The following is a 20294-nucleotide window of genomic DNA, read 5'->3' as shown; positions in this document are numbered from 1 at the left end:
CCTTACGTCATTCGCGTACGCCGTGCGTCACGCGGTCGGTTCCGGTGGCGCGAGCACTGTCGGCCTGCCCTGGGGGTGATGCCTTCCTCGCGAAGGGTCCTGCCTTCCCGTCCGCGGGGCCGTCCCCGTGCCGAGATCCACCACGGCATCGAACGCGTGCAACACCTGCTCCACGACGTCCTCGCGCGAGGAGCCGGCGAAGATGCCGTCGATCCAGTTGAGCAGAATCTGGTTCACGCCACCGACCAGCATCATGGCCATGACTGCCGGCTGGACCGCGGGATCGCGCCAGCCCGCGGTCAGCAAGGATTCCACCAGTCCTGCCATGCCCAACAGTCCCCGTCGTCGCTCCTGCGCTGTCAGAGGGCCGGCCGCCAGTGACTCGACCAGCTTGATGCGACCCTTCCTCGGGTCGTCGATCAGTCCATGGGTCAGCACGTCGAGCATGCGCTGTGCCCGGTCGCGGCGCTGCCCGCCGGATTCGACGGCGGCCCGGCAGCGCGTGGTCTCATCGGCGTAGATTTCCTTGACGATGCCGGCCATCAAGTCGTCCAGCGACGAGAAGCTCTCCGTGAAGTAGCGGTCCTGCAACTTGCTGTGGCGCAGCACCGCGCGGATGGACGTCCGCGAGTACCCAAGGGTGCAGAACAGTTCCAGACCGGATTCCATGATGCGCTGTCGCCGCGCGGCGACGCGCTCCTCGGCGGTCCTTCCGTCGTACGTCCTCATGTCGAAACCGCCTCGCTTCGCAACGCAGACACCGTCTGACGGACTGCCGCCCGAGGGCAATTGCGTACATTCTCACGGCCGTCTCCCCGCAGGCGCGTGGCTGTGCGGTCCTCTGCGGGATCCTTGTTCGGTCGTCGGACCGTCGAGGGACCTGCGCCTTGCTGTCATAGTAGGCCGATTTTTCCCATCTGTGGGCACTTGCCCTCAGATGGTGTAATCTGGGACATATTCTTGGACGCGGCCCGTGCGGCCCCGCGCCCTCGCCACCGCCTCGCCGAGAACTTCCGGCGGGCGGGCGGGCGCCCAGAATCGCCACAGCCGAGAGAAGTGAACGTGCCATGGACGTGACTCGCCTGTTCATCGGGGGGAAATGGTCGGCACCCGCCGGGAGTGATGCCATCACGGTCACCTCGGCAAGTACCGGTGAGCGCTTGGGATCAGTGCCTGAAGGGGTGGGTCTCGATATCGAGAACGCCGTCCGAGCGGCCAGAACGGCATTCGACGCCGCTGAGGGATGGCCGAGGTGGGAACCGGAGCGCCGTGCGGCGGCCATGATCAGGCTGGCCGAAGAACTGGACGCCAGAGGTGTCCAGTTGGCTTCCCTCGGCAGCGCGCAGAACGGTTGCCCGATCTCCGTCAACGGGCACTTCGACGGGGCGGTGCCGGCTGCTCTGCTGCGCTACTACGCCGCCCTGGCCGGTGATGCCTCGCGGGAGGAGAGCCGCCCGGGCCTGGCGGGCGGCTCCGCGTCGGTACGGCGTGAACCTGTCGGTGTGGTGGCGGCCATCGTGCCGTGGAACTTCCCGCAGACCCTCGCCTTCTTCAAGATCGCGCCGGCCCTGGCGGCAGGCTGCACGGTCGTCCTCAAACCGGCACGGCAGACCGTGCTCGACTCGGTGTTGCTGGCGGAGGCGATCGAGGCGGCGGACCTTCCCCCCGGCGTGATCAACATCGTGCCCGGTGGCCCGGAACTCGGGGCGCACCTGGTCTCCGAACCCGGGGTGGACAAGGTCTCCTTCACCGGCTCGGTGCCGGCGGGCCGTGCGGTCGCCGCGGCGTGTGCCCGGTCGGTGCGGCCGGTCACGTTGGAGCTGGGTGGCAAGTCGGCGGCGGTGATCCTCGACGACGCCGACCTCGCCGCCCACGCCGAGCAGCTCTTCCTGGCCAGTCTGGTCAACAACGGCCAGTGCTGCTACGCGAGTACGAGGATCCTGGCTCCCGTGAGCCGGTACGCCGAGGTGGTGGACTTCTACACCCAACTGGCCCGGGGCGCGGTCGTGGGGAACGCGCTCTCCCCCTCGACGCAGATCGGCCCCCTCGTCAGCGAACGGCAGCGGGACCGCGTGGAGGGCTACATCGACAAAGGCAGGATCGAGGGTGCCCGGCTGACCACCGGGGGAGGCCGGCCGCCGGGACTGGAGGCGGGCTGGTTCGTGGAGCCCACGATCTTCGCCGATGTGAAGAGCACGTCCACCATCTGGCAGGAGGAGATCTTCGGACCCGTCCTGACGATCACGCTCTATGACGGTGAGGACGACGCGGTCTCCCTCGCCAACGACTCCGTCTACGGGCTCGCGGGGTCCGTCTGGACCGATGACGTGGAACGCGGCGCCCGACTGGCCCGCCGTATGGACACCGGCACCGTGGGCATCAACCACTATCTTCCCGAGCCCGCGGCCCCGTTCGGAGGGTGGAAGTCCAGCGGCCTCGGAACGGAACTGGGACCAGAGGGGATCAGCCCGTATCAGAAGTTCCAGTCGGTCTACCTCCCCTGACGGCCTCGGTGGGGGAGGCGGGCGGTCACCGCGTCCCGGGGACCGGGGGCCGTGTCGTCCCCGGGACTGCGTGACCGCCCGCCCGACGTGCACCGGCCCGCGGGTCAGGCGCGGGCCGGCGGCTCAGTGCTGCGCCGTCGCGGTCACCGCCGGCGCGTTGTACGCCTCCACCCGCAGCTTCGGCTTGCCCGAGCGCAGCGCCTGCGCCGGCCAGGACAGCGTGAGCGTGCGGGACTCACCGGGAAGCAGCCACAGGTAGTTGTCGCTGTACAGGGTCGGCAGCACCCGCTCGCCGGTCGTGGAGTCGACGAGCGAGACGCGTACCATCGCCGCGACCGACCCGCCCTTGTTGCGCACACCCGCGGTGAGCCCGCCGCGCCCGCCCGTCCGGTCCGTTTCGGTGACCTCGACGGACAGCCGGGTCCGGGCGGCGCGGTTCAGCGCCTGCATGGCCGGTGCGTCCCGGTGGCGCCAGTAGGTGTTCTCCGCCAGCAGCCCACCCCGCGAGTCCTCCAGGCGCAGCCGCAGCAGGTGGAGGTCCGGCAGGGCGTCTGTCCAGCCCGCGGTGAACGCCTCCGCCGTGGCGGACGCGGCGATGTCGACCGACTTCCGCTGCCGCGCGGCGACCTCGCGCCCCGACAGGTCGAAGAACGTCGCGGTCACCGTGGCGCGATCGACACGGTCCGGGGTGTGGTTGACCGCGATGACCCGGCCGTCCCGCGGATCTGCCTGGACGTGCAGGGCCTCGTTGGCCTTGCGGGCGCCGTAATAGGCGCCGTTCACGTCGAAGTCGTAGTCGTACGTCTGCCAGACGGTGCTGTACCAGGCGGGGTGCGACATCCACAGCATCAGACCCGTCGCGTTGTCCCACAGATTCGCGTTCCAGGCCTCGAACATGGCACGGAAGTTCTCGTAGTTGACGAACTGCGCCTTACGGCAGAAATCGTCGAGGTCCCTCACGGTGCCGAGCCGCGCCTCGACGGCCGCCAGATAGTTCTGCGGGGCCTGGTTGCCGCGGGTGCTCCAGTCGTGGTGGTACCAGGCGCCGCCCACCGGCCACTCGGGCTCGTCGCCGACGAGCCGGCGCATGGTCTGCGCCGTCGGGACGACGGGCATGCCTATCTCCGTGTGGAAGCCGAAGTCGCCACTGCCGTAGGTCCCCGGCGAGAAGTAGCGCTCGGGTTCCACCCAGCCGTAGGGACCGCCACCCGTGACGATGCCGCCGGCCGAGTTGTTCTGGTACAGCACGTCCGGCGCCGCGTCCTGCACCGCCCTGCGCATGCCCTCGTCGACCGGGCCGGGAGGGTTGCCCTCGTTGGCGCCGCACCACACCACCACACTGGGGTGGATGCGGTACCGCCGCACCGTGTCCCGCGCGGCGTCGAGGAACAGCCGGTGGTCGGGCGGGTCCATGCCCCAGGCGTTGGGGAAGTCGTTCCATACGAGCAGGCCGTGCTCGTCGCAACTCGCGAAGAACTCCTCACGGTTGCTGCACCCGACCCAGTTGCGGATCATGGTGAAGTTCATGTCGCGGTGCATCCGGACGGCCGCGTCCATACGTTCGGCGGGCATCCGGCGCAGCAGTTCGTCCCAGCCCCAGTTGCCGCCGCGGCAGAAGACGCGGACGCCGTTGACGCTGATCCTGAGCGGCTCGACGGAGTTGTCGACGGAGGTGACATCCGTCCATTTCTCGCCGTCGTCCGACACCTGGACGGTGTACGTCCTCGCGTACGCCTGCTCCCAGGTGATCGCCACCCGGTCGAACCGGACCGGAGCGCCGAGGTCGACCTGGATCCACTGCTCGTCCTCGTAGGCCGAGGCCCAGCGGGTGTCGGGGTTGCCGTCGACGGCGTTCCCCGGCCCGTTGGAGTCCTGCTCGACCGACGAGGAGGTGGCCCTCTTGCGCAGGGCGAGGTCGGTGTCGGCGGCGCTGCTGTCCACCACGGACAGCCCCCACATCGACGAGCCCCAGCTGGTGGCCCGTCGGTGACAGAGGATCCGCACATGGCGTGCGGTCCGCGCGGCGAAGTCCACGTTCTGCAGGCTCGCCGAGCCCGAGGTGTGGAACGGCAGCGGTACCGCCGAGTTGTCCACGGCCTTCGCGTCGGTCCACCTCTCGCCGTCGTCCGACACCTGGACGGTGTACGTCTTCGCGTAGGCCTGCTCCCAGGTGAGGACCACGTGATCGAAGGAGAGGGAGGAGCCCAGGTCGACCTGGACCCACTGCTCGTCCTCGAAGGCGGAGGACCACCGTGTACCGGCGTCGCCGTCCGTGACGTTCCCGGCGCCGTTGGAGTCGGTGTCGACCGTCGAGGCGGTGGCCGGCCTGTGCAGGGCGAGGTCGGTGTCCGGTGCCGCGCTGTCGGCGACGCTCAGGCTCCACAGGGAGGAACCCCAGTCCGTGGCCCGGGTGTGGCACGCGACGCGCACGTAACGCGCCTTCTGCCGGACGAAGTCCACTCTCTGCGCGTACGCGTCGCTGCCGGTCTGGAAGACCAGCGGCACCTGGTACTCGTAGCCGAACTGGCGGATGCCGAACCGGGTGGTGCGCCGGTCGCTCTCCTGGCCGTCGACCGTGGCGGCCAGCGTCAGCCCGTGCAGCGCCGCCTCGCCGTAGCCGTTGGGCCACCACAGCTTCGGGTCGCGCAGCCTGAGCCGGGGGTGGTCGGCCGGGCTGAACACGACGTCGGCGCTCGCGCCGCCGGCCACCGTGACCGTCCGGGTGACGCGTACGTCGTCGAAAGCGGCGGAGACGGTGATCCGCCTGCTCCCGGTGTCGGCGTTGCGCACCGGCACGGTGACCGTCAGCTCGGCCGTCCGCGTGTCCGGCAGATCGGGCAGCCGCGACTCCACCCGCGGGTCGCCGATGACGGCCGCACCGGTGGAGCGCAGCCGTACGTGGTTCCAGATGCCGGCCGCCCGGTCCCGTACGGCGGGCATCCAGTCCCAGCCCGAAGAGGCCAGGTACGTGGGTGAGTTGCGGTTCATGATGTTCGCGCCCGCGTCGACGAAGGCAAGACCCTGCGGACCCTTGTCACCGGGGCTGCCGGGCACCGGCATCGGGCTGATCCGCACGGCGAGGGCCTGCTCGCCGTCCTGGAGGAGCTTCGTCACGTCGAAGGCACCGCGGGCGAACGGGCTCGTGACGGTGCCCACCGCGAAGCCGTTGAGCCAGACCTCGGCCTCGTGGTTGATGCCGTCGAACTCCAGCCAGACGTGCCGGCCGGTCCCCGTGCGCAGCCCCTTGGGCAGCCTGAACTCGCGGCGGTACCACCAGGAGTGGCGGGAGAGGGCCTCGGGGATGTGCAGGTTGTTGAGCCCGGCGACCGGATCGGGCAGATGACCGCGGTCCACGAGGGAGGCCAGGACCGTGCCGGGGACGGTCGCGGGCAGCCAACGGCTGGTGTCCACGAAGGGCTTGGACAGCTCCGCGCCGCCCTCGGCCGCCCAGTCGTCCATCGTCAGGTCCCAGCCGGACTCCAGCGGCACGGTTCCGTCCGCGCCGGTCTTCAAGGCCGGAGGCGTGCCGTGGTGCGTGCCCCAGTCGGTCCAGCCGGCGGCGGCCGGCCGCGCGGTGCGGCAGGTGCCGTACACCTGGAGGCCGTTGAGGCCGACGGGGTTGGTGTTGGACCGCTTGTTCACGGTCATCCGCACCCAGCGGGCGGTGACGGGCTTCGGGAACGGGATGTCCATCACCCCGCCCTTGCCCGCATCGGTGCGGAACGCCACCGTCCAGGTCTGGTGGTCGCGGGAGGTCTCGATGGCGAAGTCGGTCGCGCAGCTGGACAGGATCTCCTGGCCGGTGGTGTCCAGACGCGGGTTACCGCTCGGGGAGTCGACGTACGGGGGATCGTCGAGCGTGGCCTCGAAGGTGAGCCGCACCGACTCCACCTCGGACAGCGCCTGGAGGTCGACGGCGATCCACTGAGGGTCACCGGCCGCGGCGCGCCAGCCCGAGTTCTTCACGCCGACGCCGGTCAGGCCGTCGACGGCGAACTCGGCCGGAGTGGGAGCGTAGTCGGTGGAGGAGACGGTCACCGGTCGGTTCGCGGCGAGTTCACCCCGGCCGGAATCCGTGCCCGGCCGATCGGTTCCGGCCGCCGCGGCGGCCGCCGGCAGGGTCATGCCGACGCCGAATCCGGCGAGCAGGGTGGAACCGGCGGAGAGTACGGCACGCCGAGAGGGAGGGGAGGACTGATTCGACACGAAGCTTGGCTCCGATCAGGGATGTCGAAAGAACGAGGCGCTCGACCCGATGAGGCATGACAACGTTGCCAACGTTCATGACAACGTTGCCAAACACTGCCCCTGCGGGTGCACCCTGTCAAGGTTTCCGGCGGATGACGGCTCCAGCTTCTATTAAATTAGGAATTAATATTGACAAGGTTTCGGCCTGGGGCCAGAGTCGACGCCGTGACACCGAGGCCCTTGATCCCTTGCGGCCCGCGCCACGCCTCTACTGCTTCCCAATCCCCCGGGAGTGGCACGTGACTTCGCAAGCACCCGCACCGAGGCCCGGACTCCGCCGCCTCACCGGCCGTACCGTCGCCGCCGCCGTCATGGTGGTGGTCGCGGCGACCACGGCACCCTCCGCATCGGCCACTGCGCAGGCCCACGGCGCTGGCCTTCCACGACAGCGGACCCGCCCCGGCCCCCGCCCTCACCCGGGACACCTCGGGCCAGTGGTCGGGGTGGAGCGCGCTCGGCGGCACGGTCAGCGCCGGCCCCACCCCCGTCACCGTCGGCGACCAGGTGCTCCTGTACGCGCGGGCCGGTGACTTCGCCCTCCGGCAGCAGCGCTACGAGGCGGGCGCCCTGCCGGGCTGGTCGAAGCGGCGGGAGTTGCCCAGCGCCGCGTTCGACGGAGAGCTCGGAGCAGTAGCGGGTGCGAACGGAACGGTCGACGCGGTCTACCGCGGAGTCGACGGCACCGTGCACCGCACCGCGTTCAAGTAGATCAGTCCCAACCGTCCTGACCTTGCGGGAGCCTTCCATGACCCCTTCACAGACCAGCCGCCGGCGCTTCCTCGCCGGAGCAGGCGCCGCCGGAACCGCGGCGTTGCTCAGCGGTTGCGTGACCTCCAGCCCGTCCTCGTCCAAGACCTCCTCCGAGGGCGCGGTCTCCCTCCAGTCCAACCTCTCCGCGCCGCAGGCCAAGGCCGCGATGGAGGACCTGGTCGCCGCCTACAAGAAGAAGGGCGGCGGCCTCGACCTCAACACCGTCGCCGCCGAGACGTTCCGCACCCAGCTGCCGACGTACCTCACCTCTGCCAACCCGCCGGACGTCTACACCTGGTACCCCGGATCGGTGGCGGAGGCGTACGCCGGCAAGGACCTGCTGCTCGACCTGGACGAGGTGTGGGCCTCGCCCGACCTCCAGAAATACTCCAAGGCCCTGCAGACGCTGTGCACCTCCGGCAGCGGCAAGAAGGTCTTCGTGCCGACCACGTACTACTGGTGGGGCATGTTCTACCGCAAGTCGAACTTCGCGAAGTGGGGCGTGAGTCCGCCCACCGACTGGGACGGCTTCCTCGACCTGTGCGACAAGCTCAAGTCCAAGGGTGTCGCACCGATCGGCCTCGGCGCCGGCGGCAACACCGCCTGGGTCGCCTCCGCCTGGTTCGACTACCTCGACATCCGCATCAACGGCGCCGAGTACCACCGTCAACTCCTGGCGGGCAAGCACCGCTTCGACGACCCCGAGGTCCACCGGGTCTTCGACCGCTGGAAGGAGGTGCTGCCGTACTTCGACCCCAGCGGCACCGCCGTCGCGTTCCAGGACGCCACCACCGCGCTGCTCAACGGGCGCTCGGGCATGATGCTGATCGGCACGTTCTTCGCCGACGCGGCCCCCAAGGACGCCCTGGACGACATCGACTTCTTCCGCTTCCCCGTCATCGACCCCAAGATCCCGCTCGCCGAAGAGGCCCCCACCGACGGGTACTTCGCCAGCGCCCGCACCGGTCACCGCGACCAGGTCGTCGACCTGCTGCGCTATCTGGCCGGCGTCGAGGCCCAGGAGATCTACCTCAAGGGTTCCTCCGGCACCGCGCTGCCGTGCCACCCCGACGCCAAGGACACCGGTACGCCGCTGGTGACCAAGGGTCGCAAGCACATCGCGGAGGCCGCCGAGATCACCCAGTTCTTCAACCGTGACTCCAGCGACGCCCTCCAGCCCACCGCGGACGCCGCCCTGACCAAGTTCATCGCCAAGCCCAAGGAGATCAACAGCATCCTGACGGACTGGCAGCGCGATGCCCAGAAGATCTGGGGAGCGTGACGTGGCCGTCCTCACCACGGCCGCCCGCAAGAAGACCCCGGTCCCGACGCCGCCCCGCGGCCGAGGGGCCGGGGGCCCGCGTCGCACCCCGCCCATGGTCCTCGCGTTCGTCCTCGTTCCTCTGCTGGTCGAGGCGATCTGGGTGTTCTGGCCGGCCCTCCAGGGCTTCTACCTGTCCCTCACCGACTGGGACGGGGTCTCCGCACCGAGCTTCGTCGGACTCGGCAACTTCCGGGAGATGCTGCACGACGACATCTTCCGCACCGCGGCCATCGACACCGTGCTGTGGCTGGTCCTGTTCGGTGGACTGTCCGCGCTGCTCGGCCTCGCCACCGCCCTGCTGCTCCAGCAGGAACGCCGCGGCGTCGGCTTCTACCGTGCCGCCCTGTTCCTGCCGGTGGTGTTCTCCCTGGTCGCCACCGCCCTCGTCTGGCAGGCGATCTACCAGCCCGACGGAGTCCTCAACCAGCTCCTCCAGTCGGTCGGCCTCGGCAGCCTGCGGCACGCCTGGCTCGCCGACCAGGACACCGCCCTGTACGCCGTCATCGTGCCCGCCCTGTGGCGGCAGATCGGCTACGTCATGGTGCTCTACCTGGCCGGCCTCAAGGGTATCGACCCCGCCCTGTACGAAGCCGCCAAGGTCGACGGCGCCGGACGCTGGCAGGCCTTCCGCCATGTGACGCTCCCTCAACTGCGCGGCGTCAACGCGGTCGTCCTGTCCGTCATCGTCATCGACTCGCTGCGCTCCTTCGACGTGGTGTGGTCCCTCACCCGCGGCGGCCCCTACCACTCCTCGGAACTGCTGAGCACCTATATGTACTCCACCGCCTTCCAGTCACTGCGGCTCGGCTACGGCTCCGCCCTGGCGGTCGTCATCTTCCTGCTGGCCTTCGGAGTCATCGCCTCCTACCTGGTGCGTGCCTTCCGGGAGGCGGACTGATGACGACTTCGCACAGCTCCGCCGCCACCCGGACTCCGCACGACGCCGACCCCACCCGGACTCGGCACGACGCCGACGCGACCCGGACTCGGCACAACTCCGCCACCGCCCTGCGCAGGCGCCGCCTGACGACCGCCGGCTTCCACGCCGGCGCCGGCACCCTGTCCCTGCTGTGGCTGCTGCCGATCATCCTGGTCCTGGTCACCAGCCTGCGGACGTTCGACGACATCGCCGCGCACGGGCTGGGCAGTTGGCCCCGGTCCTTCACCCTCGGCAACTTCACCCAGGCCTGGGTCGACGGCGGCCAGCAGCGCGCCCTCATCAACAGCCTGCTGGTGACGATCCCCTGTGTCGTGGTGACGCTCGCCCTGGCCGCGATGGCCGCGTTCGGGCTCAGCCGCTACGAGATGCCGTTGCGCCGTTCGCTGCTCCTGCTCATGCTCGGCGGCAACCTGCTGCCCCCGCAGATCCTGCTCATCCCGGTGTCCAAACTCAGCGAACTCATGGGTCTGTACGACACCCTGCCCGCGCTGATCGGCGTGCAGATCGGCTTCGGCGTGGGCTTCTACGTCTTCGTGCTGCACGGCTTCATGCGGTCCATACCGGTCGAGATCCAGCAGGCGGCGGTGGTCGACGGAGCCGGGCCCTGGCAGATCTTCTGGCGGATCATCCTCCCGCTCACCCGGCCCGCCCTGGCCGCGCTCAGCGCCCTGTCCTTCACCTGGATCTTCAACGACCTGCTGTGGGCGATCACCGTCCTGCGCAGCGACACCCGCATGCCCATCACCGCGGCCCTCATCGGACTCCAGGGACAATACGTGTCCATGTGGAACGTGATCGCCGCCGGATCCGTCATCGCCGCCGCCCCGACCGTGGCCGTCTTCCTCCGTTTCCAGCGCCACTTCGTGGCCGGACTCAACCTCGGAGCAGTGAAGTGACCCCGCACGACCGCTGGACCCTGCACACCGACCACACCAGCTACACCGTACGGCTGTCCCCGGACGGACCCTGGGCCGAACTGGACGCCTGGGGCCCGCACGGAGTCGAGGACGGACCCTCGGCCCTCGACTGGTCGCACCGCACCCACTTCATCACCCCCGCCGACGCGGCTCCCGCCGAGTACCTGCCGCACGGGCAGCGGCCCTTCAACGACGCCGACCTGATCGCCGCCCGCCCCGGACGGCAACGCGACGTGCGGTGGGAGTTCGCCGGGGCGCAGGAGGAGCCCGGCCGACTGCGGCTGACCTTCACCGACGACCAGCTCGGCCTGCGCACCACCCTGTGCTACGCCGTCGTCCCGGGCACCGACGTCCTGCACCGCTGGACCGAACTCACCTGCACGGGCCCGGAGGAACTGCGCCTGGAGCGGTTCGACTCCGGGGCCGTCAACGTGCCGGTCACCGCCGGCGCCCGGCTCACCTACCTCGCCGGACAGTGGTCGCAGGAGTTCCAGCACACCCAACTGGCCCTCACACGGGGCACTTTCACCATGGGCAGCACCCAGGGCGCCCCCGGACACGCCTACGCGCCCTGGCTCGCCGTCCAGGACCTCGCCGGGGACGACGCCCCCGCCTACGGCATCGCCCTGGAGTGGCCCGGCAACTGGCACATCACCGCGCAGGCCGAACCCGGTGGCGCCGTCCGTGTCCGCGCCGGGCGGGTACCCCACGAGGGCGCCGTCCTTCTCGCACCTGGCGAGACCCTCACCACCCCACGGCTCGCCTGCGCGATGAGCGCGGACGGACTCGACGGCCTGTCCCGCGTCTGGCACCGCTACGAACGCCGGCTCGCCGGAGAGCGACTGCACCGCCCCCGCAAGGTGCTCTACAACTCCTGGGAGGCGACCGGCTTCGACGTCGACGCGGCCGGACAGCTCGAACTCGCCAAGTCCGCCGCCGACATCGGTGTCGAGCTGTTCGTCGTGGACGACGGCTGGTTCACGGGCCGCGTGGACGACACCGCCGGCCTCGGCGACTGGCACCCCGATCCGGCCGCCTTCCCGCAGGGCTTCGGCCGGTTCGTCGAGGACGTCCGCGCCCTCGGCATGGACTTCGGGCTGTGGATCGAACCCGAGGCCGTGAGCCCCGGCAGCCGGCTGCTGGCCGAACACCCCGACTGGGCCTACCGGATCGACGGCCGCCCGGCCCGCCTGGTCCGCAACCAACTCCTGCTCGACCTCGGCCGCCCGGACGTCCAGGACTTCGTCATCGCCACCCTCGACCGGCTGCTCACCGAGTACCGCATCGACTACCTCAAGTGGGACATGAACCGGCCCCCCACCGAACGCGGCCGGCCCGGCGCCGTTTCCGCCGAACGCCTCGACCTCGACGCCGCCCACGTCCACGGATACCTGCGCGTCCTCGACCACCTGCGCGCCACCCACCCCCAGGTGACCGTCGAGGGCTGCGCCGGCGGCGGCGGCCGCATCGAGCACGCCACCCTCGCCCGTACCGATGTCGTCTGGCCCAGTGACAACACCGCGCCCCTGGACCGGCTCGCGACCCAGTACGGCTTCCTGCACGCCCACGCCCCCCACGTGATGAGCTCCTGGGTCACCGACGCCCCCGGAGTCTTCGACCCCCGCCCGCGCAGCCTCGCCTTCCGCTTCGTCACCGCGATGTGCGGAGTCCTGGGCATCGGCGCCGACCTGCGCACCTGGTCCCCGCGGCAGCGGACCGAGGCAGGCGAGTGGATCGCCCGCTACAAGGACGTACGGGACGTGATCCACCACGGCGAGGCCCACCTGCTCGGCAGCCCGGTCGACGACACCTGCGGAGTGCAGTACGACGGCACGGACGGCCGGACCGTCGTCGCCGCCCTGAACACCGGACGCCTGGACGGCGCGCCCCTCATGCCCGGCCGTCCCGCCCGGCTGCGACTGCGCGGCCTCGACCCTCGCAGCCGCTACCGCGACGAAGCCACCGGCACCACCTACGGCGGCGCCCACCTCCTGCACTACGGTCTGCCGTTCGCGTGGAGCGCCGATCATGACGCCGAACTGGTCGTCCTGACCCGCCGATCGGACCCGCGACCAGCGTAGGTTCGACCCACCCAGCCCCTGGGCACGCACTCCGTGCCCGACCCGCGAAGGAGCCCAGAGCCACGATGGATCAGCCCGCACGACACGGCGGTGCCCGCTTCACCGGCCGTACGGCCGTGGTCACCGGAGCCGCCTCCGGCATCGGAGCCGCCACCGCCGCCCGCCTCGCTCAGGAGGGAGCCGCCGTCGTGCTCGCCGACATCGACGAGAAACGGGGACGCGGCGAGGCGGAACGGATCACCGCCGACGGCGGCCGGGCCCGCTTCGTCACGGCCGACGTCGCCGCCGAGGACGACTGGAGGCACGTCATCGACGCCGCCCACTCCTTCGGGCCGGTCGACCTCCTGGTCAGCAACGCCTACACCGTCGACGTCCGGCCCGCCCACGAACTCTCCCTGGACTCCTGGCGCCGCCAGGTCGACGTCAACCTCACCGGCGGCTTCCTCGGCGTCCGCGCCGTCCTGCCGGACCTGCGCACCCGGGGCGGCGCGGTCGTGCTCACCTCGTCCGTCCACGCCCACAAGGGCATCCCCGGACATCCCGCCTACGCCGCGTCCAAGGGTGCCCTGCTGTCCCTGTGCGGCCAACTCGCCGTCGAGTACGGGCCCGAGGTCCGCGTCAACGCCGTGCTGCCGGGACCGATCCTCACCGCGGCCTGGGACCGCGTACCGCCCGAGGACCGGGAGCGCAGCGTCGCCGAGACGGCGGCACGCCGCTTCGGCACCCCCGACGAAGTGGCCGCGGCCATCGCGTTCCTCGGCTCCGACGAGGCCTCCTACATCACCGGCTCGCACCTGCTCGTCGACGGCGGCTGGAGCGTCCTGAAGGCTTCGGCATGACCGTGTCCCGATCACCGAAAGGCTGTACGACATGACGCCCTACGCCCGCCGCGGCGTGCACGGTCAGACCGTGGAGTTCCTCGCCCGCCGTATCCTCGGCGGCGAGATCCCCGAGGGGGCCACGCTCGACCTCGTGGCGCTGCAGCGCGAGCTGGACGTCAGCCTCACCGCGCTGCGCGAGTCCCTCAAGGTTCTCGCCGCCAAGGGCATGGTCGACGCCCGTCAGAAAAGGGGCACGTTCGTGCGCGCCCGCGCCGACTGGAACCTGCTCGACGCGGACGTGCTGCGCTGGCAGATCCAGGGCGCCGGTTCCGCCGAGGCCGACCGTCACCTGCTGCGCAACCTCGCCGAAGTCCGCGCCATCGTCGAACCGGCCGCGGTCCGGCTGGCCGCCGAACGCCGTACCGACGCCGATCTCGTGGCCCTGGAGGACGCCCTGACGTCGATGGGGGAGCACGGCACCGGCGCCACCCACGCCGTCGAGTCCGACCTCGCCTTCCACCGTGCCCTGCTCGCCGCCACCCACAACGAACTCCTCGAACGCATGGAGGTGGTGATCGAGTCGGGTCTCGCCCACCGCGACCACATCGTGCACAGCGCCCCGCACAGCGAGGACCCCGTACCCGCCCACCGCGCCGTCCTGGACGCCGTACGCGACCGGGACCCGCGGGCCGCCGAGGCGGCCATGCGCGCCCTGCTGGATCAGGCCGGGCGCGACCTGGACCGGCTCGACGGGCCCGACGACACGAAAGGCACCGGTGGCCGGTGAAGATCACACGCGTCGAAACCTTCCTCGTACCGCCGCGCTGGCTGTTCTGCCGCGTGGAGACCGACGAGGGCGTGGCCGGCTGGGGCGAACCCGTCGTCGAGGGCCGCGCCGAACTGGTCAGGACCGCCGTCGACGTCCTCGCCGAATACCTCCTCGGCCAGGACCCGCTGCGGATCCAGGACCACTGGCAGGTTCTCACCAAGGGCGGCTTCTACCGCGGCGGCCCGGTCCTCTCCAGCGCGGTAGCAGGACTCGACCAGGCCCTGTGGGACATCGCGGGCAAGACCTACGGCGCCCCCGTGCACGCCCTGCTCGGCGGTCCCGTGCGTGAGCGGGTCCGGGTCTACGCCTGGGTCGGCGGCGACGAACCCGCCGAGCTCACCGAGCAGATCGCCGAGCAGGTGGAAGCGGGCTTCACCGCGGTGAAGATGAACGGAGCCGGCCGCGTCGGGCCGCTCGCCACCATGGCCGAGACCGCGGCGGTCGTCGCCCGCGTGGCGGCCGCCCGCGAGGCGCTCGGTCCCGACCGTGACGTCGCCGTCGACTTCCACGGCCGGTTCACCGCCGCCAACGCCCGCCGCGTACTGAACGAACTCGCGCCCCTGCACCCGCTGTTCGTCGAGGAACCGGTCCTGCCCGAGCAGAACCACCTGCTGCCCGGCCTCGTCGCGGCGAGCCCGGTGCCGCTGGCCACCGGCGAACGCCTCTACTCCCGCGCCGAGTTCCTCGCCCCGCTCACCGCCGGCATCGCCGTCGCGCAGCCCGATCTGTCCCACGCGGGAGGCATCTCCGAGGTCCACCGCATCGCCTCCCTCGCCGAGACCTACGGCGCCCACCTCGCCCCGCACTGCCCACTCGGCCCGATCGCCCTCGCCGCCAGCCTTCAAGTCGCCTTCGCCACACCCAACTTCCTCATCCAGGAGCAGAGCCGGGGCATCCACTACAACAAGGACGCCGACCTGCTCTCGTACGTCGTCGACCCCGAGCCCTTCCGGTTCGTCGACGGGCATGCGCCGCTCGGGACCGCGCCCGGGCTCGGCGTCACCGTCGACGAGGCCGCCGTCCGCGCCGCGGACCGCGCCGGGCACGCCTGGCGCAACCCCGTGTGGCGGCACCCCGACGGCTCCTTCGCGGAGTGGTGAGCATGCCCCTGGACATCGTCACCGACCCCCGCCACGGCGGCCGTTGGACCTCCCTCGCGGCCCCCGGCCGCGAGTGGCTGTGGCACCGCCCGGACCCGGAACGCCAACGGGTCCTTCCCGGCGCCGCGTTCGTGGATGCGGGGGGCCTGGAGGAGTGCGTGCCCACCGTCCGCGGTACCCCGGACCACGGTGACGTCTGGTCCCGGTCGTGGACCCGGGACGGCGCCACCGAGTCCGTACGCGGCGCGGACTTCATCCTCAGCCGTACGATCCGCGCGACGGCCGACGGAGCCGAGGCCGACTACGTCCTCGCCGCCGAGCCGGGCTTCCGCTTCGTCTGGGCGGCGCACGCCCTGCTCGACCTGTCCGCCGACGCCACCCTGCACCTGCCCGACGGCGCGCCCACCCGCCTGTACCCCGAAGCCGCCCCACTCGTCGACCGGCCCTGGCCCGATGGCGCCCCCTGGATCAGCGGCGCCTGGCCCGCCCCCTGCGGAGTGCCGCTGGACCGGCTCGGACCCGACGACGGCACCGCGGTGGGAGCCGTCGTCGACGCCCGGCAGGCCTGCGTGCACGACGGCCCCGACCGCCTGAACCTCGCCGTGCACGCCGAAGGGCAGCCGCTCTCGGTCGCCCTGTGGCGCAACCTCGGCGGCTTCCCCGAGGCCGGCCCCTACCGCAGCACCGGCGTCGAACCGATGCTCGGCCGCGTCTTCGATCTGGCCGAGGCGGGCCCCGACGACGCGGCCCGCGTCCCCGCCTCCGGCGAGGTGCGCTGGCGCCTCACCCTCACCTCCGCCTGCCGCTGCCGGTGAACACGCCTTGGCGCACACCGGCCGCTGCCCGCTGATCGACCCTGCTGAGAAAAGGAGCTCCCTTCCGTGGATCTGCAAGCCGCCCTGGCCGCCCGCCGATTGCTCGCCATCGTGCGCGGCCGCGACGCGGACGCCGCGCTGCGCACGGTGGTGACCCTCGCCGAAGAGGGCGTCGACCTCATCGAGGTGTCCCTGAGCGGGGCGGACGCCCTCACCGTCATCGAGCGGGCCAGGCAGACCCTCGGCCCCGACGCGCTGCTGGGCGCCGGCACGGTCCTGAGCGCGGACGACGCGAGCGCCGCACACCGAGCGGGAGCCGCCTTCGTGGTGACACCCGGCCTCGGTGACGGCGTCCGCGCCGCCCGGGACCTGGGTCTGCCCGTCCTCGCCGGAGTCCTCACCCCGACCGACGTCATAGCCGCCCGCGCCTGCGGCGCCGAGGCACTGAAGCTCTTCCCGGCCGCGCCCTTCGGCGGTGCGGACTATCTGAAGGCGTTGCGCGGCCCCTTCCCGGACGTGCCCTTCGTTCCCGTCGGCGGGATCGACGCGGCCGCCGCCCGGGCCTGCCTGTCCGCCGGTGCGACCGCGGTCGGTGTCGGCTCACCCCTGGTCGGAGACGCCGCCGACGGAGGCAGTCTCGACGCGCTGCGCGAGCGGGCCCGCGCCTACCGTGTCATCGCGGAGGAGTCCGGCCGATGACCACTCCCGCGCCCACCGCCCGCCCCGACCTGCTGGAACTCGGCGAAGGTGTCCGCTGGACGGGCGAGGAGGTCGTCCTCGTCGACCTCCTCGCCGGTCGCCTGTTCAAGGCACCGGCGGATCCGGCCGCCCCCCTCGAATTGGTGGCCCGACTCCCCTTCCCGGTCGGCGCGGTGGCCCCGGTGGCCGGGCACCCCGGCACCTGGATCGCCGCCGCCGGCACCGGCGTCTGCCTGCTGGCCCCCGGCGGCGCGATCCGCTGGCTCGCCCGGCCCGAGGACGGGGCGCGCTTCCGGATGCGCATGAACGACGCGGTCGCCGACCCGGCCGGCCGCTTCTGGGCGGGCAGCATGGGCTACGACGCCGACGACGACGCCGGTTCGCTGTACCGGGTCGACCACGACGGCACCGTCGTCCGCGTCCTGGACGGCATCACCGTCCCGAACGGACCCGCCTTCACGCCCGACGGCAAGGCCATGTATCTGGCCGACAGCGCGCGCGGAGTGATCCGGCGGTACCCGGTCGACCCGGACACCGGCACCCTCGGCACCCCCGAGGTGTTCACCACGGTCGACGACGGCAGCCCCGACGGCATGACCGTCGACATCGAGGGCGCCCTGTGGGCCGCCGTATGGGGGAGTGGCACCGTACGCCGCTACCTCGCGGACGGCACCCCCGACCGCGTGCTGCGGCTGCCCGCGCGTCAGCCCGCGGGGGTGTGCCTGGAGCACGACGTCCTGCACGTCACCACAGCTCGGCTGGGCCTGAGCGACCCACGCCCCGAGGACGGCGCCGTGTTCTCCGTCCGCGTGGACGTGCCCGGTATGCCGACGCCGGCGTTCCGACTCCACGACACCGTGCCGGTGCCCACGCCCCGGCTTCCGGCCGGGGAGGCCGCGTGAGCGCCCGGTGGCGGCCCGCCCCCGGCCACGTCGTGTGCGTGGGGGAGACGATGGCCGCCCTCGCGCCCGACCCGCCCGGGCCGCTGGAGGACGCCGAGCACCTGCGCCTGACGGTGGCCGGGGCCGAGTCCAACGTCGCGATGTACCTGGCCGACCACGGCATACCGGTGGCGTGGCTCTCCGCGGTGGGCGACGACGCGCCCGGTCGGCGCGTGCGGGCCGCCGTCGCGACGGCCGGCGTGGACGTCAGCCACGTACGCGTCGACCCGGACCGGCCGACCGGCCTGCTCCTCAAGGACCCCGGAAGCGACGGAACCCGCGTCCACTACTACCGCTCCGGCTCCGCGGCCTCCGCCCTCGGCCCCGGCCTGCTGGACACCGAACCCGTACGCACGGCATCCGTCCTGCATCTCAGCGGGATCACCCCGGCGCTGTCCCCTTCCTGTCGGGAACTGGTGACCCGGGCGCTCGGCACTCCGCCCGCCGAACGCCCGTACGCCGTCAGCTTCGACGTCAACCACCGGCCCGCCCTGTGGCGCGACGGCACCGCGAGCACCGTCCTGCGCGACCTGGCCGACCGCGCGGACGTCGTCTTCGTCGGCCTGGACGAGGCCCAGAACCTGTGGGGTGCCGACCTCACTGCCGACGGTGTACGGCACTTGCTGCCGCACCCGAGGATCGTCGTCGTCAAGGACGGCGCCGACCGCGCGACCGCCGACGTACGCGACGGGGACGTACGTATCGGGGACGTGGGCAACGGGGACATCGTCACCGTTCCCGCGTTGCGCGCGTCGGTGGTCGAACCCGTGGGCGCCGGCGACGCCTTCGCCGCGGGATTCCTGGCCGGGCTGCTCCGCGGCGAGACCATGACACGCGCCCTGCGCCTCGGCCACATCACGGCCGTCTCCGCCCTGAAGGTGACGGGCGACCATGGCCCACTTCCCGATCCGGGAGACGTACGCCAACTCCTGGCCCTGTCGGTGGAGGAGTGGGCGCGTGTGCCTGGCGGGGAGGCCACCGGTCAGGGCAGGTGAGCAGCATCGAGCCCTTGCGGTCGGCCCTCGCGCCCCGGCCGAAGAGCTGGACCCGCCGGGCGGGTCCTCATGGTCCTCGACCGCTTGGCGGGGTCTCCGGGAGGACCTCCCGGGGCGCGTCCATCCGCTGGGCGCCTGCCTCGCCCGGCTCATGTGTGGTTGACCCTCCGGTGAACCTCCATGACCGGCTCCCGGGGGGCGATCGCGGACCGGGCGCCGGCGCTCACGCATGGTTCTCCTCGACGGGGTTCTCGGTGGGGCACGGGGCGTCGGCCGGTCCGGCGGCCCATCAGCCGGCGGTCGAGGACGGTCAGCAACAGGACGGCGAAACCGGCCGCGACCAGCACGAGCCCGAGGGTGTGCAGGCCCTGGTCGCTCGCCCCGTCCCGGAAGACGAGGCTGCCCCGTGGATGCGGGCTGCTTGTTTCTCGCCGGGTTTGATCACCAACACCGCGAGCGGCGGTGGCCGGGTCGGTTCGAACCCGAAGCGGGGGAAGTCACGAGGGCCCGCTGAGATTTAGTAGCCATGTACATAGTATCCATGTACTGTATTGAGGGTGAGCTCAGCAACAGCGGAAAGATCGCCGCTGCCCGCTCGCCGGCGGCACCTGAGTCGAACCTTCTACGTTTCCGATCCCGCCCGCACCCCGGGCCCGAACGATCCACGCGCGGTGCGGCGCAAGGCGGTTGACCCGCGAGCCGGCGACCCTGCCCGACGCGCCTCTTGATTCGCACACCGACAACGACCGACCTCGGTCGCCAACCACAAGGAGCAGTCATGACCACCACCGCACCCGCGGTCAACGGCCGGGACATAGCCTTGGCGCACTATGCGGGGCGCGCCCTCCTGGAGGGCGTACTGGCCCGCCACGGCGCCACGTTCCACCAGAGTGTGACGCTCCGGGCCGTCGTGGTCGCGGGCGAGTCCATCGGCCGCGATGAACTCGTCCGCGACGTCACCGGCTCACTGAAGACCGACGAGTCGGTCGTGCGTGGTGTCGTCGAGGAGCTGGTGGCCGCGAAACTGCTGGAGCAGGACCCGGCGGAGGCGTCCCGGACGCGGCTCACGGACGCCGGTCGGGAGCTGCACGAGACCACCGCCGCTGAGGCCGCCGAGATCTCCGTCCGGCTGTACGCCGGTATTCCGGCCGAGGACCTTGCGATCGCGGGCCGGGTGTTGGCCCTGGTCACGGGGCGCGCGAACGCCGAGTTGGCCGGCACCTGAGGTTCTGTCCCGCCGATCATGATCGGTGTCGGCCCGTGCAGGTGAGGGCATCGCCCCCGTATGCACCGCGACCGAAGAGCACCCGAACGGGAAATGGCCCATGGC

16 protein-coding genes are annotated in these 20294 nt (G+C 71.5%); 14 read left to right on the top strand and 2 right to left on the bottom strand.

Annotated elements, in window-relative coordinates; all coding sequences use genetic code 11:
- Positions 1 to 27: 27 nt before the first annotated feature.
- Positions 28 to 729, bottom strand: coding sequence for a TetR/AcrR family transcriptional regulator (locus ACFV0T_RS24665; protein WP_385782972.1), 702 nt, complete (start codon positions 727 to 729; stop codon positions 28 to 30).
- Between the two features lie 338 nt (positions 730 to 1067).
- Between ACFV0T_RS24665 and ACFV0T_RS24660 the strand changes: the two genes are divergently transcribed.
- Positions 1068 to 2504 (top strand): aldehyde dehydrogenase, encoded by a 1437-nt coding sequence (locus ACFV0T_RS24660; protein ID WP_385782970.1) that lies wholly within the window; start codon positions 1068 to 1070, stop codon positions 2502 to 2504.
- A gap of 123 nt (positions 2505 to 2627) precedes the next feature.
- Here ACFV0T_RS24660 and ACFV0T_RS24655 read toward each other — a convergent pair whose 3' ends face one another.
- Entirely contained in the window at positions 2628 to 6710 is a 4083-nt protein-coding gene (locus tag ACFV0T_RS24655; RefSeq protein ID WP_385782968.1) for a discoidin domain-containing protein, read from the bottom strand.
- 546 nt (positions 6711 to 7256) lie between these two features.
- Between ACFV0T_RS24655 and ACFV0T_RS24650 the strand changes: the two genes are divergently transcribed.
- The 13 genes from ACFV0T_RS24650 (at position 7257) to ACFV0T_RS24590 (ending at position 20189) form a co-directional block, all read left to right on the top strand.
- Positions 7257 to 7460 (top strand): hypothetical protein, encoded by a 204-nt coding sequence (locus ACFV0T_RS24650; protein WP_385782966.1) that lies wholly within the window; start codon positions 7257 to 7259, stop codon positions 7458 to 7460.
- Between the two features lie 37 nt (positions 7461 to 7497).
- The gene (locus ACFV0T_RS24645) at positions 7498 to 8784 is read left to right on the top strand and encodes an ABC transporter substrate-binding protein (RefSeq protein WP_385782963.1); all 1287 of its coding nucleotides are present in this window, start codon (positions 7498 to 7500) and stop codon (positions 8782 to 8784) included.
- A gap of 1 nt (position 8785) precedes the next feature.
- Positions 8786 to 9724: a carbohydrate ABC transporter permease gene (locus ACFV0T_RS24640; RefSeq protein WP_385782961.1), complete on the top strand. Its 939-nt coding sequence runs from the start codon at positions 8786 to 8788 to the stop codon at positions 9722 to 9724.
- Complete coding sequence (locus tag ACFV0T_RS24635; protein ID WP_385782959.1) at positions 9724 to 10662, top strand: carbohydrate ABC transporter permease; 939 nt, start codon at positions 9724 to 9726, stop codon at positions 10660 to 10662. The genes ACFV0T_RS24640 and ACFV0T_RS24635 overlap by 1 nt, the downstream gene beginning before the upstream one ends.
- A complete protein-coding gene (locus ACFV0T_RS24630) occupies positions 10659 to 12764 on the top strand; it encodes an alpha-galactosidase (RefSeq protein ID WP_385782956.1) in 2106 nt (701 codons plus the stop codon). The genes ACFV0T_RS24635 and ACFV0T_RS24630 overlap by 4 nt, the downstream gene beginning before the upstream one ends.
- A 65-nt stretch (positions 12765 to 12829) precedes the next feature.
- Positions 12830 to 13603: an SDR family NAD(P)-dependent oxidoreductase gene (locus ACFV0T_RS24625; protein ID WP_385782954.1), complete on the top strand. Its 774-nt coding sequence runs from the start codon at positions 12830 to 12832 to the stop codon at positions 13601 to 13603.
- A gap of 31 nt (positions 13604 to 13634) precedes the next feature.
- Positions 13635 to 14372 (top strand): FadR/GntR family transcriptional regulator, encoded by a 738-nt coding sequence (locus ACFV0T_RS24620; RefSeq protein WP_385782951.1) that lies wholly within the window; start codon positions 13635 to 13637, stop codon positions 14370 to 14372.
- Positions 14369 to 15514 (top strand): galactonate dehydratase, encoded by a 1146-nt coding sequence (gene dgoD / locus ACFV0T_RS24615; protein WP_385782948.1) that lies wholly within the window; start codon positions 14369 to 14371, stop codon positions 15512 to 15514. Before ACFV0T_RS24620 ends, dgoD begins: the two co-directional genes overlap by 4 nt.
- A gap of 2 nt (positions 15515 to 15516) precedes the next feature.
- Positions 15517 to 16329 carry a hypothetical protein gene (locus ACFV0T_RS24610; protein WP_385782946.1) on the top strand — a complete coding sequence of 271 codons (813 nt, stop codon included), beginning with the start codon at positions 15517 to 15519 and terminating at the stop codon, positions 16327 to 16329.
- Between the two features lie 66 nt (positions 16330 to 16395).
- The gene (locus ACFV0T_RS24605) at positions 16396 to 17028 is read left to right on the top strand and encodes a bifunctional 4-hydroxy-2-oxoglutarate aldolase/2-dehydro-3-deoxy-phosphogluconate aldolase (RefSeq protein ID WP_385782944.1); all 633 of its coding nucleotides are present in this window, start codon (positions 16396 to 16398) and stop codon (positions 17026 to 17028) included.
- On the top strand, positions 17025 to 17930 hold the full coding sequence (locus ACFV0T_RS24600; protein ID WP_385782941.1) for an SMP-30/gluconolactonase/LRE family protein: 906 nt from the start codon (positions 17025 to 17027) through the stop codon (positions 17928 to 17930). The genes ACFV0T_RS24605 and ACFV0T_RS24600 overlap by 4 nt, the downstream gene beginning before the upstream one ends.
- Positions 17927 to 18964, top strand: a complete 1038-nt coding sequence (locus tag ACFV0T_RS24595; protein WP_385782938.1) for a sugar kinase — start codon at positions 17927 to 17929, stop codon at positions 18962 to 18964. Before ACFV0T_RS24600 ends, ACFV0T_RS24595 begins: the two co-directional genes overlap by 4 nt.
- Positions 18965 to 19742: 778 nt before the next feature.
- Positions 19743 to 20189 carry a MarR family transcriptional regulator gene (locus ACFV0T_RS24590; RefSeq protein ID WP_385782935.1) on the top strand — a complete coding sequence of 149 codons (447 nt, stop codon included), beginning with the start codon at positions 19743 to 19745 and terminating at the stop codon, positions 20187 to 20189.
- The last annotated feature ends 105 nt before the right edge of the window (positions 20190 to 20294 follow it).

It is taken from the genome of Streptomyces sp. NPDC059582, from assembly GCF_042735715.1.
In the GTDB taxonomy this organism is placed as follows: Bacteria; Actinomycetota; Actinomycetes; order Streptomycetales; family Streptomycetaceae; genus Streptomyces.
This window is presented reverse-complemented; position numbering and strand designations above follow the sequence as displayed.